The organism is Flagellimonas alvinocaridis (genome assembly GCF_965248585.1).
Taxonomy (GTDB): domain Bacteria; phylum Bacteroidota; class Bacteroidia; order Flavobacteriales; family Flavobacteriaceae; genus Flagellimonas; species Flagellimonas alvinocaridis.
This window is the reverse complement of record NZ_OZ252111.1, coordinates 980,609-1,000,776: the sequence shown is the minus strand read 5'-3', so window position 1 is coordinate 1,000,776 and position 20,168 is coordinate 980,609. Positions and strand designations below refer to the sequence as shown.

At 42.5% G+C, this 20,168-nt stretch carries 21 protein-coding genes; 9 read left to right on the top strand and 12 right to left on the bottom strand.

Going from position 1 to position 20,168, the window contains the following annotated elements:
- Nucleotides 1–61: 61 nt before the first annotated feature.
- On the top strand, nt 62–931 hold the full coding sequence (locus ACP14V_RS04510) for a PhzF family phenazine biosynthesis protein (protein ID WP_272609517.1): 870 nt from the start codon (nt 62–64) through the stop codon (nt 929–931).
- 19 nt (nt 932–950) lie between these two features.
- A complete protein-coding gene (locus tag ACP14V_RS04505; protein ID WP_272609516.1) occupies nt 951–1,757 on the top strand; it encodes an ATP-grasp domain-containing protein in 807 nt (268 codons plus the stop codon).
- Nucleotides 1,758–1,807: 50 nt separating this feature from the next.
- Here ACP14V_RS04505 and ACP14V_RS04500 read toward each other — a convergent pair whose 3' ends face one another.
- From ACP14V_RS04500 to ACP14V_RS04490, 3 genes are read right to left on the bottom strand one after another with little or no spacing between them, the layout of a single operon-like run.
- Nucleotides 1,808–2,914, bottom strand: a complete 1,107-nt coding sequence (locus ACP14V_RS04500) for an alkene reductase (RefSeq protein ID WP_272609515.1) — start codon at nt 2,912–2,914, stop codon at nt 1,808–1,810.
- Between the two features lie 15 nt (nt 2,915–2,929).
- The gene (locus ACP14V_RS04495; RefSeq protein WP_272609514.1) at nt 2,930–3,943 is read right to left on the bottom strand and encodes a zinc-binding alcohol dehydrogenase family protein; all 1,014 of its coding nucleotides are present in this window, start codon (nt 3,941–3,943) and stop codon (nt 2,930–2,932) included.
- A 20-nt stretch (nt 3,944–3,963) separates the two neighbouring features.
- Nucleotides 3,964–4,956 (bottom strand): polysaccharide deacetylase family protein, encoded by a 993-nt coding sequence (locus tag ACP14V_RS04490; RefSeq protein WP_272609513.1) that lies wholly within the window; start codon nt 4,954–4,956, stop codon nt 3,964–3,966.
- Nucleotides 4,957–5,054: 98 nt separating this feature from the next.
- On the opposite strand from ACP14V_RS04490, the gene ACP14V_RS04485 reads away from it, so the two are divergent.
- Nucleotides 5,055–5,897: a helix-turn-helix domain-containing protein gene (locus ACP14V_RS04485; protein WP_272609512.1), complete on the top strand. Its 843-nt coding sequence runs from the start codon at nt 5,055–5,057 to the stop codon at nt 5,895–5,897.
- 203 nt (nt 5,898–6,100) lie between these two features.
- A complete protein-coding gene (locus tag ACP14V_RS04480) occupies nt 6,101–7,642 on the top strand; it encodes a TolB family protein (protein ID WP_272609511.1) in 1,542 nt (513 codons plus the stop codon).
- On the opposite strand, the gene ACP14V_RS04475 is transcribed toward ACP14V_RS04480, so the two are convergent.
- From ACP14V_RS04475 to ACP14V_RS04450, 6 genes are all read right to left on the bottom strand, one after another.
- Nucleotides 7,639–8,271 (bottom strand): hypothetical protein, encoded by a 633-nt coding sequence (locus tag ACP14V_RS04475; protein ID WP_272609510.1) that lies wholly within the window; start codon nt 8,269–8,271, stop codon nt 7,639–7,641. The genes ACP14V_RS04480 and ACP14V_RS04475 overlap by 4 nt on opposite strands.
- Nucleotides 8,272–8,482: 211 nt before the next feature.
- Nucleotides 8,483–8,758 (bottom strand): ATP-dependent Clp protease adaptor ClpS, encoded by a 276-nt coding sequence (locus ACP14V_RS04470; RefSeq protein WP_136565744.1) that lies wholly within the window; start codon nt 8,756–8,758, stop codon nt 8,483–8,485.
- 20 nt (nt 8,759–8,778) lie between these two features.
- Nucleotides 8,779–9,612 carry a 50S ribosomal protein L11 methyltransferase gene (gene prmA / locus ACP14V_RS04465; protein ID WP_272609509.1) on the bottom strand — a complete coding sequence of 278 codons (834 nt, stop codon included), beginning with the start codon at nt 9,610–9,612 and terminating at the stop codon, nt 8,779–8,781.
- Between the two features lie 9 nt (nt 9,613–9,621).
- Complete coding sequence (tpiA, locus tag ACP14V_RS04460) at nt 9,622–10,371, bottom strand: triose-phosphate isomerase (RefSeq protein WP_272609508.1); 750 nt, start codon at nt 10,369–10,371, stop codon at nt 9,622–9,624.
- A gap of 24 nt (nt 10,372–10,395) precedes the next feature.
- The gene (locus ACP14V_RS04455) at nt 10,396–11,490 is read right to left on the bottom strand and encodes a BT_3928 family protein (RefSeq protein WP_272609507.1); all 1,095 of its coding nucleotides are present in this window, start codon (nt 11,488–11,490) and stop codon (nt 10,396–10,398) included.
- Nucleotides 11,491–11,680: 190 nt separating this feature from the next.
- Nucleotides 11,681–12,220 (bottom strand): DUF1599 domain-containing protein, encoded by a 540-nt coding sequence (locus tag ACP14V_RS04450; protein WP_116218349.1) that lies wholly within the window; start codon nt 12,218–12,220, stop codon nt 11,681–11,683.
- Nucleotides 12,221–12,313: 93 nt separating this feature from the next.
- Here ACP14V_RS04450 and folP point away from each other — a divergent pair, with 93 nt between their 5' ends.
- Nucleotides 12,314–13,147, top strand: a complete 834-nt coding sequence (folP, locus tag ACP14V_RS04445; RefSeq protein ID WP_272609506.1) for a dihydropteroate synthase — start codon at nt 12,314–12,316, stop codon at nt 13,145–13,147.
- A 44-nt stretch (nt 13,148–13,191) separates the two neighbouring features.
- On the top strand, nt 13,192–13,977 hold the full coding sequence (cdaA, locus tag ACP14V_RS04440; RefSeq protein WP_136565738.1) for a diadenylate cyclase CdaA: 786 nt from the start codon (nt 13,192–13,194) through the stop codon (nt 13,975–13,977).
- 11 nt (nt 13,978–13,988) lie between these two features.
- Here the strand turns inward: cdaA and ACP14V_RS04435 are convergent, their stop codons facing one another.
- Nucleotides 13,989–15,761 carry an ABC transporter ATP-binding protein gene (locus tag ACP14V_RS04435; RefSeq protein WP_272609505.1) on the bottom strand — a complete coding sequence of 591 codons (1,773 nt, stop codon included), beginning with the start codon at nt 15,759–15,761 and terminating at the stop codon, nt 13,989–13,991.
- On the bottom strand, nt 15,748–16,500 hold the full coding sequence (gene truA / locus ACP14V_RS04430) for a tRNA pseudouridine(38-40) synthase TruA (RefSeq protein WP_272609504.1): 753 nt from the start codon (nt 16,498–16,500) through the stop codon (nt 15,748–15,750). The genes ACP14V_RS04435 and truA overlap by 14 nt, the downstream gene beginning before the upstream one ends.
- Before the next feature lie 88 nt (nt 16,501–16,588).
- On the opposite strand from truA, the gene ACP14V_RS04425 reads away from it, so the two are divergent.
- On the top strand, nt 16,589–17,083 hold the full coding sequence (locus ACP14V_RS04425) for a metallophosphoesterase family protein (protein WP_272609503.1): 495 nt from the start codon (nt 16,589–16,591) through the stop codon (nt 17,081–17,083).
- Between the two features lie 65 nt (nt 17,084–17,148).
- Here ACP14V_RS04425 and ACP14V_RS04420 read toward each other — a convergent pair whose 3' ends face one another.
- Nucleotides 17,149–17,559 (bottom strand): DUF4293 domain-containing protein, encoded by a 411-nt coding sequence (locus ACP14V_RS04420; protein ID WP_272609502.1) that lies wholly within the window; start codon nt 17,557–17,559, stop codon nt 17,149–17,151.
- A gap of 194 nt (nt 17,560–17,753) precedes the next feature.
- Between ACP14V_RS04420 and rho the strand changes: the two genes are divergently transcribed.
- Both rho and ACP14V_RS04410 read left to right on the top strand, forming a co-directional pair.
- Nucleotides 17,754–19,340 (top strand): transcription termination factor Rho, encoded by a 1,587-nt coding sequence (gene rho, locus ACP14V_RS04415; RefSeq protein ID WP_136565733.1) that lies wholly within the window; start codon nt 17,754–17,756, stop codon nt 19,338–19,340.
- A gap of 142 nt (nt 19,341–19,482) precedes the next feature.
- Nucleotides 19,483–20,160 (top strand): hypothetical protein, encoded by a 678-nt coding sequence (locus tag ACP14V_RS04410; RefSeq protein ID WP_272609500.1) that lies wholly within the window; start codon nt 19,483–19,485, stop codon nt 20,158–20,160.
- The last annotated feature ends 8 nt before the right edge of the window (nt 20,161–20,168 follow it).

The window sequence follows — 20,168 nt, the reverse complement described above, 5'->3', positions numbered from 1 at the left end:
GTCAATACAAAATGCGTCTTTTTTAGTGGTTCCACGTCCATAGGATAAAAACCATTAAAAAATGAACGTAAAAGTACAGGTTGTCAATGCCTTTGTTGACAAAGGAAAAGGAGGGAATCCAGCAGGTGTGGTACTGGATGCCGATAATTTTTCACAATCCCAAAAATTGCATATTGCCAAAGAGGTTGGTCTTTCGGAAACCGCTTTTGTTTCAAAATCTGAAACTGCGGATTTTAAATTGGAATTCTTTACACCTACTCGACAAATAGCTCATTGCGGACATGCAACTGTGGCCACATTTTCCTATCTAGAACAACTGGGCAAGGTTCCCAAGCAAAATTCTTCCAAGGAAACCATCGATGGAAACAGGGACATTAAATTGGTGGAGGGTCTAGCATTCATGGAACAGCGCGCCCCAAAATATGGAGAACTTACATTGGTGAAGGATTTTATTCTCGAATCTTTGGGTCTGGATGCGTCAGACTTGATGTCCCATGCAGCTTTGCAGTATGTCAACACCGGTAACGCTTTTTTTGTAATCCCAGTGAAGAACGAAAACATATTGGGGCATATCTCACCCAAACAAGAGCTCATTCAACAGCTGAGCGAAGCCTTTGACCTAGTAGGTTTCTACCCCTTTGCTATAGATATGGACGAACCCATGTTCGATGCCACAGCCCGCATGTTCGCTCCCCGTTATGGCATTGATGAGGAAGCCGCCACAGGTATGGCCGCAGGTCCATTGGCCTGTTACCTTCACGATATTCTTGGACTGAAAAAGGAACGGTTCAAAATCCGCCAGGGACAATTCATGCGACCTCCTTCTCCCAGTTCCATCATTGTTGATCTTAAAATAGAACAAGGAAAAATCCTTAGTTTAATGGCTGGAGGAAAAGGAGTGGTCAGCAAAGAACTGGAAATAACCCTCTAGAAACTTAAAGTCGCAAAGCATGAAAACCATCTTGTACGTCACTGATCTGTATTACGTTGCAAAGGGACGAAACTACCATGAGGAAGATTTAATGGTCTCGGCCAGATTAAAATCACACTTCAACATCCTATTGGTGCATCCCACCCAAGCGCAATCTTTTCTTGATATGGCTGATATCGTCATTTTTAGAAATACGGGGCCTATAATGGGATTTTCGGATGATTTCCAGCAGTTCAAGAAAGCGGTGTACAATAAAAACATTCCCATTTTTAATACATTGGACGGCAATGCCGATATCAAGGGTAAACACTATTTACTTGATTTGACCCTGAACAATTTTCCCGTTATCCCCACCATTGACCGATTCTCTCAAATTCATCGATTGGGCTCCTCAAATAAATATATTGTAAAACCCATGGATGGGGCAGATTCCATTGGGATGACAGTAGTGGACAAAGAGCAACTGGAAAGCTTATCTTGGGAAAATTGTATTGTGCAGCCCTATGTGGATTTTGAGCATGAAGTTTCAATGTACTACCTCAATAATGAATTTCAGTATGTGCTCTACGCTCCTGACAAAGCCAAAAGGTGGGAACTTTATGAAACCAATCCTTCCTTGGAAGACCTGACATTTGCCAACCGCTTTGTGGAATGGAACGGAATGAAACATGGGATTACCCGTGTAGATGCATGTCGCCTAAAAGACGGCTCACTTTTGTTAGTGGAATTGGAAGACCTAAACCCATTTCTATCCTTAGATCGACTTTCATCAAAAAAGAGGGATTCCTTTCTGGACAATTTCGTATCTGCAATCAATGATCTATAAACCATTAACTGTTAAACGAGCGGGACTGGGCATGCCCAGTCCCGCAAACGTTATTTCATAAATGGATAATCTGTATAGCCTCTTGCCCCTCCCCCACCAAATAATGTATGGGTATCGGATATAGCGTTCAAGGAGGCTCCTTTTCGCACACGCATAGGGTAATCCGGATTGGATAAGAAGTTCCTTCCAAATCCTATCAAATCGACCAATTGTTCTTTTAATAAGCTTTCACCTTCTTCAGGGGTTTTACTGCCTGTAACAATTATGGTGTTTTGGAATTTCTCCCTTAACTGCACCCTAAATTCATAGGGGATTTCCGGGGCATCCTCCCAATCCACTTCGCTTAAGTGAAGGTAAACAACATCCATTTTGTCCAGGTTTTGAGCGGCCAACATAATGGTATCCAGAATTTCCGGATCATCCATATCCTTCAATTTAATAAAAGGTGAAAGACGTACCCCTACTTTGTCCTTGCCCACAGCGTCGGCAACTGCCTGTACAATTTCCAGCAACAAACGGATTCGGTTTTCCATGCACCCCCCATACTCATCGGTTCTTTTATTGGCATTGCTTCTCAAAAACTGATCTATGAGATAACCATTGGCCGCATGAATCTCTACCCCATCAAAGCCTGCTTCCATGGCGTTTTTGGCACCTACAACATATTCGGAAATAACCTGTTCAATATCTTCATACGTCATTTCACGAGGCTCTCCAACAGGCACAAAGGTGGCATCACCGTTAGGAGCTCCATCAAAAATATACACACTGGCCCCATTTGCCGAAATGGCCGAAGGGGCAATGGGCTTGAGTCCGTTCACCTTGGATGACGATATACGCCCCACATGCCATAGTTGCAAAAATATCTTACCTCCTTTTTCATGGACATTCTTTGTGACTCCTTTCCACCCCTGAATCTGCTCCGGGGTATAAATTCCGGGGGTCCGGGCATACCCTTTGCCCTGTAAACTTATTTGTGTGGCTTCGGTAATAATGATTCCCGCTGATGTACGCTGACCATAATATTGGGCCATTAAATCATTGGGTACATCTCCTGGTTGACTGCTTCTGGAACGTGTCATGGGCGCCATCACAAAACGGTTGTTCAGGTTGATTTTCCCCAAAGTATATGGAGAAAACAAATTTTTATATTTCATGGTTCTAATTTTTTGTCAGTATAAAATGGCCACTTTTCCAATGGTGGCATTGGTTTCCAATATTTCATGGGCCTTCTTTAGGTTTTCCACCGTAAAATCATGTAATGTGGTATTCAATGTGGACTGCAGGGTGCCGTCATCCAATAAACTTGCAAGACAGTTTAGAATATGGTGTTGTTCCTTCATATCATCCGTAGCAAACATGGATCGGGTGAACATCAATTCCCAATGAAAACTCACACTTTTGGATTTCAATTGACGAAGGTTTACAGGTTGGGTGGGATCACTGATGGATCCTATGCTCCCTTGAGGTTTTATGAGCTGCACAAAAGCGTCCCAATATTGGTTGGCATCCACAAAATCCAAGATATAGTCCACGGTTTCAAAACCAGTTTTCCTCATTTCATTGAGCAAATCCTGATGATTGACTACATGATCTGCCCCCATACTTTTACACCATGCCACGGTTTCCGGACGGGAAGCAGTGGCCACAACCTGCAATCCGGCCACTTTTTTCGCCAATTGAATGGCCACGGAGCCAACTCCACCTGCTCCTCCAATAATGAGTACACTTTTTCCCTTATCCTTCTCTGGCGAAATCCGAAGACGGTCAAAAAGTATTTCCCAAGCCGTAAGTCCCGTTAAAGGCATAGCTGCAGCAGCCTCCTTTTTTATATTTTTTGGAGCAAAACCCACTATTCTTTCATCAATCAATTGAAATTCTTGATTGCTACCCGGTCTGGTGATATCCCCTGCGTAAAAAACCTTGTCCCCTTTTTTAAACAGGGACACGCTATCCCCAACCGCCTCCACAACGCCTACAGCATCCCAACCAATTACCTTGGGTTCATCCAATGACTTTCCTTTAAGACTGTTCTGTCGCATTTTATAGTCCACAGGGTTTACCGATATGGCCCCTACCTTCACCAATAGATCATGGCCTTTTGGGCTTGGGGTTTCTTTTTCAAATTGCAAAAAACTATCCTCATGGGTAAGAGGAAGTGAGGTCTTAAATCCTATGGCTTTCATATTATCTTCCTTTTGAAATTTTATTGGTTATACTTCATCTCTGAATTGTCGACTGGAGTGTTGGGATCGTCTTTCACCATTGTGGCGATATGGTCCTTTCGCATAAAGACCACACCCTTGTGTTCTTTTGCATATTGGATAAACTCATCCACTATCCTTACAACAGATGGGGCTCCGCCTATCCTATCATGCAGGCTTACACTCATCATCCGTCGTTTGTGGTTGCCTTCGGCATACAATTGGTCAAACTCTGCTTTCAGTTGGGCCAAAAACTGGTCTGGCGACCAATGTTTTCCTTCAATATTTACAATATCGTTGTTGCGCAATGTGTAGGGAATGATCACAAAGTTTTCCCCTCTGACTTTGGCAATAAAAGGCTCGTCACGGCTCAAATCATCTATATGATAGAGAAAATCCAAATCCTGTAGCACCTTCAACGTATTGGGTCCTCTTCGTAGCCAATTTGCATTATACCCCCGTCCCCGTTGTCCGGTGATAGACTCCACGGTATCAATCCCTTTTTTGATGAATTCAAACTCGTCTTCATAGGATAGATTCCACTGATCATCCCAAGCAATTCCGTGGGCCGCAACTTCATGTCCACGTTCCGATATGGCCTTGGCTATTTTGGGGTATTGAACAGCAGCTTCCCCCACAATATGGGAAGTGACCTTAATGTTGTGTTTGTCCCACAGGTCCATCATACGCCACATTCCTTCCTTGGCCCCATAACGGAACCAACTTTCGGCTGGGAGGTCAGGGTTGCCCTTGGGCAATGGATTTCCCGAAAATGGACTTTCTGCCCCTTCGGGTTGACCGCCCGTCTCAAACTGCATGGAAAATGAGACGACCAAGCGGGCTCCATTGGGCCAATGGGAGGTCAGTTCGGTGCCATGGTCACCCTCCTTGGCCATAGCATCTTCTTTTCTACTATCACTTACATCTGCACAGGAACCAAAAAGGGCCATCAGACATAGAAAGAAGGGTGACAATCTTTGTAATATCAATTTCATGTTTCAATTAGATTACGATTTGATGGAACAAAATTCCCCAAGAAAAATCATTCTATTATTGTAAAAAAACAGTATACTTTTGTAAAATAATTTGAACCATGAAAAGAATATTCAGCAGGTATGCCCTAAATGTTTTTCAGCTCAAGCTGGATGAATGGCCCTATGCCACCCATACCCATAATTTTTATGAGCTCATCTTGGTCAACGAGGGCAATGGGAAGCATTTTCTCAACGGGACATCCTTTTCGTATGGTCCCGGACATGTCTTCTTGTTGACGCCGGAAGATTATCATTCCTTTGAAATAGAAAAATTTACCGTATTTACCTATATCAAGTTTACTGAACAATTGTTTACTGAAAAACGTTTGGGCAATGGTTCCCCACAATGGACAAAAAAATTTGAAGAGGTCCTGTATAACCCGAATACGGTTCCGGAATGCATCATTAAAGACCAAGAGGATAAAAAACTACTCTTTCCCCTAGCAAAAATGTTGTTGGATGAATTCAATGATCCCAAATTGGATTCCAGATCTCTGATGTTGGAGCTTTTTGGGGCCATAATGGTATTGGTGGCGCGTAACTTGGCGAAAAAAAATCTCAGTATCAGCAAGGCTGCCCTAAAGGAACAGGACAAGGTTCAACAGCTTCTTGCCCATATCAGAAAAAATATGGACAAAAAAGAACTGCTCTCCCAAAAACACATTTCGGCGACCTTCAATCTATCTCCCAACTACATCAGCATGTACCTGAAAAAGCACACAGGAATGGGACTTCAAAAAATGATCAATGAGACCCGTTTGAAAACGGCTGAGCGGTTATTGAAACAAAGCTCCCTTACCATTTCGCAAATATCCAATCAAGTAGGGTTTACCGATGCAAGCCATATGAACAAAATGTTCCGAAAATATAGAGGAATGAATCCTATAGAACTAAGACATTAGTTGGTACAACACCACATAAAGTAGGTGTGTCAATCAAAAATCGACGGATTTACAGCGACTCGTCTGTCATTGAGAAATCACAAATCTTTCAAATTTTTTTAAACTATTGTAGTTCAACAACTTATTTATGTTTTTTACATACCTTTTAGAAAGATTTTAATTTTTTCCCGACTTATTAAAACTAAAAACAGAAATCCAAGGAAATGAAAAAAGTACTATTGACCACCATCTTGCTTGCAACACTCTCGAGTTTCATATCCGCCGAAAAAAGAATTACCCAAGAGAGCCTTACACCATCCTCTTTTGATAGATATGGTATCTTTCAACATCAAATCAATATTGGAAATCCTTTACTGTCAGGAACCACTGCGTATGATCCCCTCACACAAGAGTACACCATTCAGGGAGCGGGATCAAATATGTGGGGCAAAAAAGATGAATTCCAGTATGTGTACCAGTCCATACAAGGCGATTTTATTTTAAGGACCCATGTCGCATTTGTTGGAGAGGGAATTGATGCCCACAGAAAAATAGGTTGGATCGTACGCAACAATTTACAAGGCGACTCTCCACATGTGAATGCCTGTGTTCATGGTGATGGATTGACCTCTCTACAGTTTAGGAGGGAAAGTGGGGCTGAAACCGAAGAACTGATTTCACCAGACAAAGCTCCGGATGTAGTGCAGTTAGAGCGACGAAATGGGGTGTATTATATGTCCACAGCCAAATTTGGTGAACCCTTCACTACCATAAAACTTGAAGGAGTCAGCCTTAAAAACGAAGTCTTTGTTGGCTTATATGTTTGTTCCCATAATGTAGAAGTACTGGAAAAGGCCATTTTTTCAAATGTCCGCATCATAAAACCAGCTCCCATGGGGTTTAAACCCTATCAGGACTATATTGGCAGCAACATGGAGGTGATGAATGTGGATACCGGGCACCGAAAAGTTCTTTTTCAATCTGCGCATTCCATCCAAGCTCCAAATTGGTCAACAGATGGAAAAGCTTTGCTATACAACTCCAATGGATTTCTATATCGCTATAGTTTTGAAAACCAAGAAATATCCCAACTCAATACAGGAACCGCAATCAGCAATAACAATGATCATGTTTTTTCTTTTGATGGAAGTCTTCTAGGCATCAGCAACCACAATCCCGATGATGGTGGCCTTTCTTCTATTTATGTCATGAACCCAGAAGGAGATTCTCGGCCTAAAAAAGTTACCAAGGATGGGGTGGGCGCCTCTTATCTCCATGGTATTTCTCCAGATAACACACAGATGGTATTCACAGGTCATCGCAATGGAAAATACGATCTCTATTCTGTTAACATTGCATCTGGCCAAGAAAAGCAGCTAACAGACACCAAGGATTTAGACGACGGGTCGGAATATTCACCAGATGGAAAGTATATATACTTTAATTCGAATCGAACAGGAAGCATGCACCTTTGGCGAATGGACGCCGATGGGAGCAATCCTGTACAACTGACGGATGACCCCAATTTCAAAGATTGGTTTCCCCATATTTCCCCTGACGGAAAATGGATTGCATTTATTTCATTCCCCCCTACAACTGGGTTCGGAGACCATCCTTTTTACAGACACTGTACCCTACGATTAATGTCAACCAAAGGGGACATGCCAAAAATCATTGCATATATCTATGGGGGACAAGGAACCATTAACGTGACCAGTTGGTCTCCTGACAGTAAACAAATAGCTTTCGTGACCAATAGTGATTAATCTTTACTGGGTGCTATTATAGAGGCTGGTTCCATTAGGGAATCCAAAGAGGATTGAGCCTCTTTCAATTCAACTTTCAAGCGTTCATTTTCCTGAAAATATTGTGAGCGTATCCGTTCCATTTCCCTTTCAAAATCATCGGCTGGAACATATTGAGGTTCAAACAAACTCTCTTTTAAAATACTGAACAGGGTAAACAAAAAACTAATGGCAACTGCAGAAATGAGCCCAAAAAGCAATGTTTTCTCTTTTTTGAGTCCGGGCGAGTTCTTTTTTAACAACTGTTTTTCGTCCTTGCTCAATTTACGATTGCTAGAGAGTTGGTCCAAAAACACGTCCCACTTTTCCTCTTCCCGTACATACATATCCATGAATCCTCCCTCATCCAAAAAATCTTGGGTACTGGGTGTAGAGGCCAACATAAATATTTCCAGACCGTTACCGCTCATTATATCCAATAAATTGGCGTCATACTCCTGAATTTCCCTTACCAACCGTTCCACAAATTGTAGGTTGTAGTTGGGTCTTAAAAATTCATCATACAACGTCTGAATCTCAAAATAATCACTACGCTCCAAGGCATATTCCAAAAAACGGTCTTTTAATTCGGCCTTAAAAAATTCACCCATTTCTCAGATACAGTGATTAGCGATTTGATATATTGGTTTCATGGGTAAAGGTACAGCAGTCTATTAGTTTTGTGGTCTCGGCTTAAGTAAAGAATTTGTGATTTTTGGTTGAATCTTTTGTTCTGAAAAACTTGAATGTAATAAGAAGATTTTATTCCCTTCAAAAGAAAATATGCAATCTATGTGATTTAACTAAAAAGGGACGGTAAGCCTAAACAATTTCTGCGCTTAACCCGGCCTGTAGCAGTTGGGAACACTTTGGCTTTAGAAAAGAATACTCTCCAGTCTTTACGGTACATTTACCATTGTAATGCACGATTAAAGAACATTGTTCCGCTTGTTCAGGAGTATGATCGCAAACATTGATCAAGGTTTCAATGACATGATCAAAAGTATTCACGTCATCATTAAAAAGAACAATCTCGCTCTGATTTACAATCTCCTCTTCCAGTAGAAGGTCTTCCGATTCTTTTTCCTTAGTGCCCATAATTGCGGAGTTATGTCTTTCTAATTTACATATTTTGCCGAAATCCAATTATTTTTTTCAAGATTTTTTTCAAATTTCAATCCATATTCACCACATTTTGAGGAAATTGCATTCAAATCCTCCAAATAAAAGCCACTTAGCAAAAGTATTCCCCCAGAATTAAGACACTCGGCATATACGGGAATATCCTCCAGTAGAATATTTCGGTTGATGTTGGCCAAGATCACATCGTATTTTTTCCCTTTCAACAAGCTACTATCTCCCTGAAAAGCTGTAATACTCTCGCAATCATTCCTTTCTATGTTTTCCTGGGTGTTCAAGTAGCACCATTCGTCAATGTCAATGGCATCTACAGGTCCTGCCCCTTTCTTTTTGGCCAAAATGGCCAGAACTCCGGTACCGCAACCCATGTCCAACACCGATTTCCCTTGGACATCAATATCGAGAATATGCTGAAGCATCATGTGGGTGGTTTCATGGTGCCCGGTTCCAAAACTCATCTTCGGCTCAATTACAATATCGTATTCCACCTCAGCTGCTGGGTGGAACGGAGCACGCACCATACATCTGTCCCCAACGGTAATGGGATGGAAATTCCGTTCCCATTCGGCATTCCAGTTTTGTTGTTGGATTTCTTTTTGGGTCCATGAAATTTCAAAACCGGGTTGCTGCAGGATATAAAGTCCGTCCAAAATATCCTCCCGCCAATCCGATTTTAAGATATAGGCCAAAAGCCCGGTTTCGTTCTCCACAAAACTCTCAAACCCCACCTCTCCCAGTTCGGCAATCAAAATATCCGTTGCCGGCTGGGCCGGTTCTATCGTAAAATCATACTCGAGATATACCAATCCCATAGTTTCCAATCAAATGGCGTTGATGATGGCCACAAAGTCCGAAGCCACCAAGGAAGCTCCTCCGATCAATCCTCCGTCCACGTCAGGTTTGGAAAAAATCTCCTCTGCATTGCCCGGTTTCACACTTCCTCCGTAGAGAATGGAAACTTCATCGGCAATGGAAGCATTGTAGGCCTCTGCAATGGTCTTGCGGATAAAGGCATGCATTTCTTGCGCCTGCTCTGGGGAAGCCGTCTCTCCAGTTCCTATGGCCCAAACAGGCTCATACGCCAAAACGATGTTTTTCCAAGCACCGGCCTCCAAATGGAACAATCCGTTCTTCAGTTGACTTTCCACTACGGAAAAATGGTTGTCGGATTTCCGGTCCTCCAATTCTTCACCAAAACAAAAAATAGCTTTTAATCCCTTGGCAACAGCGGTGTCCATTTTCTTTGCCAACAGTTCATCGGTTTCACCAAAGTAAGCGCGTCGCTCGGAATGACCCAAGATAACCGTATCTACATCCAGGTTCAAGAGCATATCCGCAGAAATTTCACCAGTATACGCACCGCTTTCCGCAAAATGCATGTTCTGGGCCGCCACTTTGATGGTGGAGGATTCCAAGCTTCGTTGGGCCGTTTCCAGGTTCACAAAAGTGGGAGCCACAATGACCTCCGCTTTGGTGTCGGGCAGTTTTGCGGAAAGTTCGGCCAACAAAGCCTCGGTCTCTTCCCTATTCTTGTTCATCTTCCAGTTTCCTGCCACTATCTTCGTTCTCATGTTTTGTTTTTTTGTGGGTTATGTTTAAAGCGTAAGTTTATCTAAGTCGTTGTAATGCACTTTTTGTTGAATGGTGCCCTTTCTTAAAACCAATATTGCGGGATTGGAACGCACAATGGTCTTCAATGTAGTCTCATCCGTAAAGTAAAAGTCGAAATCCAGTTTATATTTTTGTTCCACCTGATTGGCCAAATCGTCACTTGAGGCTGACATACCGATTACCGTATATCCCTTTTTCTTTGCTTCATTGGTCACCTGGGCCACTTCGGGGAAAAAATCGTAGTTGCTCTTGGCCAGATCGTAAGCTACCACCATGATGAGCTTATCCTCTTCCAAAAGTTCGGCAGCATAATCCTGACCGTCCTTTTCAATGGTGAAATCATGGATGGGAGGTTCGTATCCTGCTTGAATCTGTGTGGTCTCCACATCTATGAACTCACCTTCCACGCTAGGATATTCCCCATTGGTGACTATGGTTTGTTCGCCTCCATCCCCCTTGAAACGCCAAGCATATTCGTACAGGGGTTGTGGCGCATCATCCGGAACCGTCATCCCCTCTTGGATATTGGCGCCAATTTTATAAGGCCTGAAATCCACGGATGGCAAATGGTTCAAAACGTGGTTGGCAAATAACATACAAGCCAACAAGGCTGCTCCTCCCACCATCCAATTGGTTTTTGTGTTGAAAAGTGGAGTGATGTATTTTCTTCCATAAAATAAAATCAGAATGAAAACCAATAGTATCACATCCTTGGTGAACGATTCCCAAGGGGTCAGTTTTACAGCATCACCAAAGCAACCACAATCAGTCACTTTGTTGAAATAGGCGGAGTAAAACGTGAGGAAGGTAAAAAATACAATCATCAGCAAAAGACTCCAAACCGTAAGCTTCGGTTTAAAGCCAATAAGGAGCAATACCCCCAAGATCACCTCAACGATCACTACAAAAATGGAAATGCCCAAGGCCATGGGCAGAAAAAAGGGCAAGTCCAGTACACCAGGGCTAAAATATTCCTCCAATTTGAACGAAAATCCTACGGGGTCGTTCAATTTAATGAGGCCACTGATGATGAAAAGCACCCCTACAAAGACCCTTGAAATCCAAACTAAATATTTCATGTTTTTTTCAAAATAAATTCCAACTTAGCAAAAACCTTAATCTGACACAAATCACACGAATTTTCACCAATGGGTTGATGGCTATAGATATGATATGCGATTGGTAAAAAATTCAACAGTCTTTATTGTCCTGGTTCTTGACTCTTTTCCCTTTTCTCCTAAATACAATTTCCCTTGTCATCATCTTCTGTTATTTGGAATTTAGATGAATCAGTGCAAAAACTGCGTAGTTAATCATATCCTGATAGTTGGCATCCACCCCTTCACTTACCAATGTGGCACCTTGATTATCCTCAATCTGCTTTACACGAAGCAACTTCTGCAGGATAAGGTCCGTCAGCGAACTCACCCGCATATCGCGCCAGGCCTCACCGTAATCGTGGTTTTTGTCTTCCATCAATTTTTTGGTGATGGCCACTTCGGCATCATATAGGGCAATGGCCTCCTCAGCGGTCAGATCGGGTTGTTCCGCCACTCCTTTTTTAATCTGGATCAAGGCCATAATCGCATAGTTGATGATCCCAATGAATTCTGATTGTTCACCTTCATCCACCTTTCGCACATCGTTCTGCTGTAGGCTACGGATGCGTTGGGCTTTGATAAAAATCTGATCGGTCAGGGAAGGTAGGCGCAAAATCCGCCAAGCGGTACCGTAGTCCTGTGCTTTTTTTAAAAACAATTCCCGGCAGGTATGGATCACCGCATCGTACTGTTGGGAAGTCTGCTGCATGTATTGTTGCTAATTTGCGTAAATTTCGTCCAAATAAATGTGCCCAGAGCACTTTGCCAAAGATAGTGAAACCCAACAAAGGAGATATTTTTTATGACCATAAACTGTAAAGGTGAACTTATAGATCTTACGGTGCCCAAAGTCATGGGTATTCTTAACCTTACCCCAGATTCTTTTTTTGATGGGGGAGCCTACAAGGACGAAGCCTCTATATTGAATCAAGTGGGATACATGCTAGACCATGGGGCCACCTTTATAGACATGGGAGCCTACAGCTCACGCCCAGGGGCGGAACATGTGGATGAGGACGAGGAGCTGAAGCGCATGCTTCCGGTCATTGAATTGATCCTTAAAAAATTCCCGGACACCTTGATTTCTGTGGACACCTTCCGGAGCAGGGTCGCTGCCGAAAGTTTGGAAAGAGGTGCGGCCATCATCAATGATATTTCCGCTGGAAATTTAGATCAGGAGATGTTTCGCACGGTAGCCCAATTTCAAGTACCGTATATCATGATGCATTTGAAAGGCACCCCGCAATCCATGCAGAAAAAGGCCACTTATACCGATTTGATCAAGGACCTTCGACATTACTTTTCCGAAAAAGTGCAGGAAGCCACTTCCAAAAAGATCAATGACATCATCATAGATCCCGGCTTTGGCTTTGCCAAGACCACCGAACAAAATTATACCCTGTTGAACCATTTGGACCTTTTCAAGACGTTCGGTTTGCCTCTTTTGATTGGATTGAGCCGAAAATCCATGATCTATAAAGTATTGGATTCCAACCCAAAGGAAGCGTTGAACGGCACCACCTCGCTGCACACGATTGCGTTGTTGAAAGGGGCAAATATTCTACGGGCCCATGATGTCAAGGAGGCTATGGAATGTGTGAAACTGGTATCGGCCTTAAAAGCCAATGCCCTCTAGTTTTTGGTTCTTCTATTTTTGCTAATTTTACAAAAACACCGCGGTTGGATTTTCTAAATTTTCTCGAGTTTAAAATCACAGATATCATAGACATTGTCTTAGTGGCCGCGCTACTCTACTACGTGTACAAATTGGTGCGGGGCACTGTGGCCATCAATATTTTTATTGGGATTGTTATTGTTTGGGCCTTGTGGAAGCTTACGGAACTGCTGCAAATGAAAATGATCAGCAGTATGGTGGGTGGGTTCATGAACATTGGGCTTATTGCCTTGATCATTGTATTCCAACAGGAAATCCGGAAATTTTTATTGATGATAGGTTCCACCAATCTGGCCTCAAAGCGAAGTTTTGTCCGTCATTTCAAGTTTTTGAAACAGGAGGCCATGCCCTCGGACACGGATGTAGATGCCATTGTTGGGGCCTGTGACCGCATGGCCGACACCAAAACTGGGGCCATCATAGTTATGGAACGTAACAATTCGCTGGATTTTATAAAATCTACCGGAGACGCCATGAACATTATGATCACCCAACCCATCTTGGAAAGTATATTCTTTAAAAATAGTCCCCTCCATGATGGAGCCATCATCATTCAAGACAACTATGTTACTGCCACTAGGGTAATTTTACCTGTTTCCAATGACAGGAATATTCCCTTACGTTTTGGATTAAGGCACAGGGCTGCTGTAGGAATCACAGAGAAGACAGATGCCATTTGTCTGGTCGTTAGTGAGGAAACCGGTTCTATCTCTTACATTAAAAATGGGGAATTCGTTCCTTTTAAAAGTGTGGAAGAACTCATAGCCCTTATCAAGAAAGATTTGGAATAAATCTTTAATTCCTAAGCAACTTCTTCTGCCAAGAACTGTGCTTCATATAGGTCACTATAATATCCTCCTTTTTTCAAGAGCTCTTTATGGGTCCCTATTTCAACAATTTTACCTTGATCCATCACAATGATTTTACTGGCCTTTTTAATGGTGGCCAATCGGTGGGCAATGATGATGGACGTTCTTCCCTCGGTAATTTTATCTGTTGCTTTCTGTATTAATTGCTCAGAATAGGTATCCACAGAAGATGTAGCCTCATCCAAAATCAAAATGCTTGGATTGCTTACATAGGCCCGCAGAAAAGCAATCAGTTGACGCTGCCCACTGGAAAGCATGGACCCCCTTTCCTTTACATTGTATTGATATCCCCCGGGAAGGCTGGAGATAAAATCGTGAACTCCAATTTGTTTGGCCGCAGTTTCAATTTGTGACAATGTTATGGATTTATCGCGAAGCGAGATATTATTGGCTATACTGTCCGCGAACAAAAACACATCCTGAAGTACTATCGCTATATGTGACCTAAGTGATTTTAGGGTATAGTCCTGAATGTTGACTCCATCTACCAAAATTAATCCTGAATTGATCTCATAAAACCGGTTGAGCAGATTAATGATGGTGGATTTTCCAGCTCCCGTTGCCCCAACAATGGCCACCGTCTCACCTGCGTCTACCTTGAACGAAATACCGTGGAGCACTTCTTCATCCTTAATGTAGCCAAACCGCACATCACTGAACTCAAGATCTCCCTTGACCTCTGCTTTTTCCACATTGCCTTCATCGGCAATATGACTATCGGTATCCAAAATCTTGAACACCCTGTTGGCAGCTACCATCCCCATCTGAAGGGTGTTGAACTTATCCGCAATCTGTCGCAATGGACGGAACAAAAGATCCATCAGGAAAAAGAAGGCAAAAATGGAACCTGTATCGTTAAGGGCCACATTTTCAATATTCTGTATCACTCCAAAATATACCACCATACCAATTCCTATGGAATAGGATATCTCTGCCACTGGGAAGAAGATGGAGTTGTACCAAACTGTCTTGAGCCATGCATTTTGATGTTTCTCATTGATGACCCTGAACTTTTCCTTCTCGATTTCCTCCCGGTTAAAAAGCTGTACAATCTTCATCCCGGCGATGCGTTCTTGTACAAAGGAATTGAGGTTGGCCACCTGTGCACGAACCTCGATAAAGGCCACTTTCATGGCTTGCTGAAACAAACGTGTAGCAATCAAAATCACCGGTAATATGGCAAAAACAATCAAGGCCAGCTTCCAATTGGTGTATAGCATAATGGCCGCACCCAACAACATTTTGAGGACATCGGCCACGATCATAAAAAATCCTTGACTGAAAATTTCACCAATACGTTGCATATCTGCCACGGCCCTTGTGACCAAAACCCCAATGGAGGAGTTGTCAAAATAGGTCATTTTAAAGCTCATCATCTTTTCAAAAAGACGGATACGGATATCCTTGATCACGGATTCCCCCAAAAGGTTGGCGTAATAGCTGAACAAAAGTTGGGTGACCACCTGCCCCACCAATACCGCCAACATAAAAAGTATGGTAGTCAACAGTTTTTGACTGTCCTTGTTCTCCAAGGCTTCGTTGACGATGTCACGTACCAAAATGGGAATTTCAACCGCAAAAGCTGCTGAAAGTATGGCCGTAAGTGCCACTACCCAAAAGATGCCCCGGTAAGGCTTGGTGTGTGCAAAAACCCGTTTGAACAGACCAAAATCAAATGCTTTTCCTATTTCGTCACTTTTGCTCATCAAATCGTTCTTTTGGATATAAAACCTTGGTCAAATATAATCCTTTTGCCGGGACGGATACCCCTGCTTTACCCCTATCCTTGCTCTCCAATATCGTGTTGACATCCTCAGGGTTTAGCTTGCCCATCCCCACATCCAACAAAGTTCCCACTATGGCACGCACCATGTTTCTTAGAAAACGATCAGCAGTTATAGTGAACACCCATTTGTCTTCTTTCTTTTCCCAAGCAGCCTCTTTCACATCGCACAAAAAAGTCTTTACATCGCTGTTGGATTTGGAAAAGCACTCAAAATCCTTATGCCCCAATAAAAGGGTTGCGGCTTGGTTCATCGCCTCCAAATCCAAGGAATGCTTTGCATAATGGGCAAAATCAAAATAAAAGGGATTCTTTTCCTGAACCAACCAATATTCATAGGTCCGTTCAACCGCATCAAACCGGGCATGGGCCTCGGGAACCATGCAAAATATCTCCTGAACGGAAATATCTTCGGGCAAAAAGGCATTGAGACGATACACCAATTCTTCCCTATCCTCGATTTTATCAAAATCGAAATGGGCAAACATCTCCTTGGCATGCACACCGGTATCGGTCCTGCCCGCTCCCACGACACTCAATTTCTGTCGCAAAAGGGTGGACAAGGCTTTTTCAAGCACTTCCTGCACGGTAATGGCATTGGGTTGGTTCTGCCATCCGTGGTATGCTTTCCCGAAATAGGAAAATTGGATAAAATATCTCAAAGGGATCCCTTACTTTTAAGTTGTTAAAGATAATCCAATCCCATCCAACACGAACCCAAGCTCTATTTTTTAGCATATTTTTAGCGTTATGACCAAGATTCTTTTACTCTCGGACACCCATGGACACATGGATCCCACCATTTTAAAGTATGCGGCACAGGCCGATGAAATATGGCATGCAGGGGACATAGGAAGCTTGGAGGTGACCGATCAATTGGAGGCCTTAAAACCTGTTCGTGGAGTGCATGGCAATATTGACGACCATGTGATTCAAAAGGAATTTCCAGAAAACAATCGGTTTATGTGCGAGGGTGTGGATGTATGGATCACGCATATAGGGGGCTATCCGAACAAATACAATGTAAGGGTACGCGATGAGATTCGCAATAATCCCCCAAAACTCTTCATCTGTGGGCATTCACATATCTTAAAGGTGATGAACGACAAAAAATTGGGGTTGCTTCACATGAATCCTGGCGCATGCGGAAAACATGGGTTTCATCAAGTACGAACCATGCTCAGGTTTGTGATAGACGAGGATACAATATCGGATTTGGAGGTAATCGAATTGGGGCAACGGTAACCTAAAACAAAAATCCCGACCTAAGCCGGGATTTTCTTCGCACTAATACTACTAAGATGTTAGGTTTAACGTAAGCGATCAACAGATTTTACAAGATCTTCATCCTTTTTGATAGCCCTGTTGGCCAGGACCAGAAAAACGATAGAAAATACAGGAATCAGCATCCCAATACCCTTCTCAGAAACCACAGCCTCTCCGGATAAGCTTAGCGATCGATAAACGAAAAATCCTAGTAAAAAAAGATTCAATATCATATTCAATCTGTTTACCACAAATTGATTTTGTCTGTTTTTGTACAATAAAATGGACACTACGGCCAAGATAGCAGCTACATAAAAAGCAATGCTTACCCATACTTCGTTTTGGGCATGGACTTCTGCACCATCAACGGTTACCCATAGATTCAAAAAGAACGGAAGCACTCCTGCCAAGAAGGCCACAATCAGTAAAAAAAACGTTTGAATCCGTTGAATCATTGTGCAAATTGCTTTCGAAATGCAAAAATAGACGTCTTTTTGATAAATGGGCCTTAATTCCTGAAAAATAATTTGTATACTTGTGTCGTTATTAGCGAAGTACTTACCCAGGAAATCTTTCCTCCAGTAGCACCCAAATAACTTTTTTTACTTCAATATTTCAGATTAGACACGTTTAACTTATTCAACACTTAATGTTCGAGATTTCAGATCTAAAAGCTAAAAAGCTTCCTGAGTTGCAAGAAATTGCAAAAGGTCTTAATGTTCCCAAGTTTAAGTCCTTAAAAAAATTGGATTTGGTTTATCAAATCCTCGATGTACAGGCATCGAACCCCAAAGCGGTGGCAGAAAGTCCGGCCGCTCCAGAAAAAAAACCTGCTGCTCCAAAACCTAGAAGGGCCAGAACCCCGCGTTCAACTGATTCTGAACGCAACAATGTCCCAAAAGAAGCTACAGAAAATGTAAAGGAATCCAATTCCGAGGAAAAAAAGGAAGATCCCAAAGTGCAGCCTCAAAAAAAGGAGCACAAGCAAGGTAATACTACCCAAAAAGGGCAGAACAATAATCGAAGAAATAACCAACATCAAAAAAGCGGTTCACACGATAAAAAGAACAGCAACTTTGATAAAGACCTAAAAAACAGGTACAAAGAGCCAGAATTTGAGTTTGACAGCATTATAGAGAGCGAAGGTGTTCTAGATATCATGCAGGATGGGTATGGGTTCTTGCGCTCTTCGGATTACAACTATCTTTCTTCCCCTGATGATATTTATGTTTCCCAGTCGCAAATTCGTCTGTTTGGACTAAAGTCAGGAGACACCATCTTAGGGAACATAAGACCCCCCAAAGAAGGTGAAAAATATTTCCCTTTGATCAAGGTGAACAAAATTAACGGTATGGACCCCCAAGTGGTCCGCGACCGAGTGTCTTTTGAACACTTGACCCCATTGTTCCCCAAAGAAAAATTTAAATTGGCCGAGAAACAAAGTACCATTTCCACACGGATCATGGATTTGTTCTCACCCATTGGCAAAGGGCAACGTGGTATGATCGTATCGCAGCCCAAGACCGGTAAGACCATGCTGTTGAAGGATATTGCCAATGCTATTGCCGCCAATCATCCTGAGGTATATCAAATCATTTTACTGATTGATGAGCGTCCTGAAGAAGTCACCGACATGCAACGTAATGTACGTGGCGAGGTGGTTGCTTCTACTTTTGACAAAGAAGCCTCTGAACACGTTCGTGTAGCCAATATTGTACTCGACAAAGCCAAGCGATTGGTAGAGTGCGGTCATGATGTAGTGATTCTTTTGGACTCCATCACACGTTTGGCCCGTGCTTATAATACGGTACAACCTGCATCCGGAAAGGTATTGAGTGGTGGTGTGGATGCCAACGCCCTACATAAGCCTAAACGCTTTTTTGGAGCTGCCCGTAACATTGAAAATGGTGGTTCGCTTTCCATCATTGCCACAGCATTGACCGAGACTGGTTCCAAAATGGACGAAGTAATCTTTGAAGAATTCAAGGGTACTGGTAATATGGAACTTCAGTTGGATAGACGAATTTCCAACCGTAGAATCTTCCCTGCCATTGACCTTATTTCTTCTTCTACCAGAAGGGATGATTTATTGTTGGATGAAAACACCATTCAACGGATGTGGATCATGCGCAAGTATTTAGCAGATATGAATCCTGTGGAGGCCATGGAATTCATGGAACAGCGCATTAAGCAGACCCGAAACAACGAAGAGTTCTTGCTCACGATGAATGAATAGTATTTTTTTTATTCAACCATCTGTATAACAATAACTTAAAAACCCTTTGGAGAATTCCAGAGGGTTTTTTCTTTACCTATTCTAAAGAAAAAGCATATCTTTAAATCGTTTCCTCAAAACCGAACTTTAACACTTTGAAACTATGAAAAATACCAAAAAAGTAGCAGCTATTGGTCTAGGTGCTTTTTTACTGATGCTCGGGGCATGCCAACAGGGTCCAAAAAAGGAAGAACCCTCTGAATCCATCACTACCGGGCAAACCCAAGAAAAGGTTGACCCTCCCCGGGGCATAATTTCCTTGGAAGAATCAAAATCCCTGTACGATAACTACACCAAAAACAGGGTAGAAATGATTCAACAATTTGAAACAGAACGAAATCCAGACGAAAAGTTCGAAGTCGCCCGTTTCACAGCATTCAGCTATGATGAAATTAAACAGTATATGGCCTTTATTGAGCAAGAGGCTCAAAACGCACAAGTAGATATCTCATCACTTCGATTCTACTTTGCCAATTATCCTGACAAGCAAGACTTCCCTGATGGAAAAAAGATTGTTCATCCCAGACAAAATTCCATTTTCATTGTTCCAGCCATGAAGGCTGACGGTGGTGAATATGGGTTCTATATAGGGGCCGACGGCAAGGCTAAACTCATAAAAAATGCCGTAGGACAGACAGAGGTTGGCAATGTTCAAGACAATAAACAAAAATCGCAAGCTGGTTTTGTGCCTAGTCTCAGTAGTGCTGCAAGTGCCAATGGAGACCAGAGCCTTACCTTAAATAGGGGAAATTCATCTCCTCCACCATGGGATGACTATTAATTGTATTG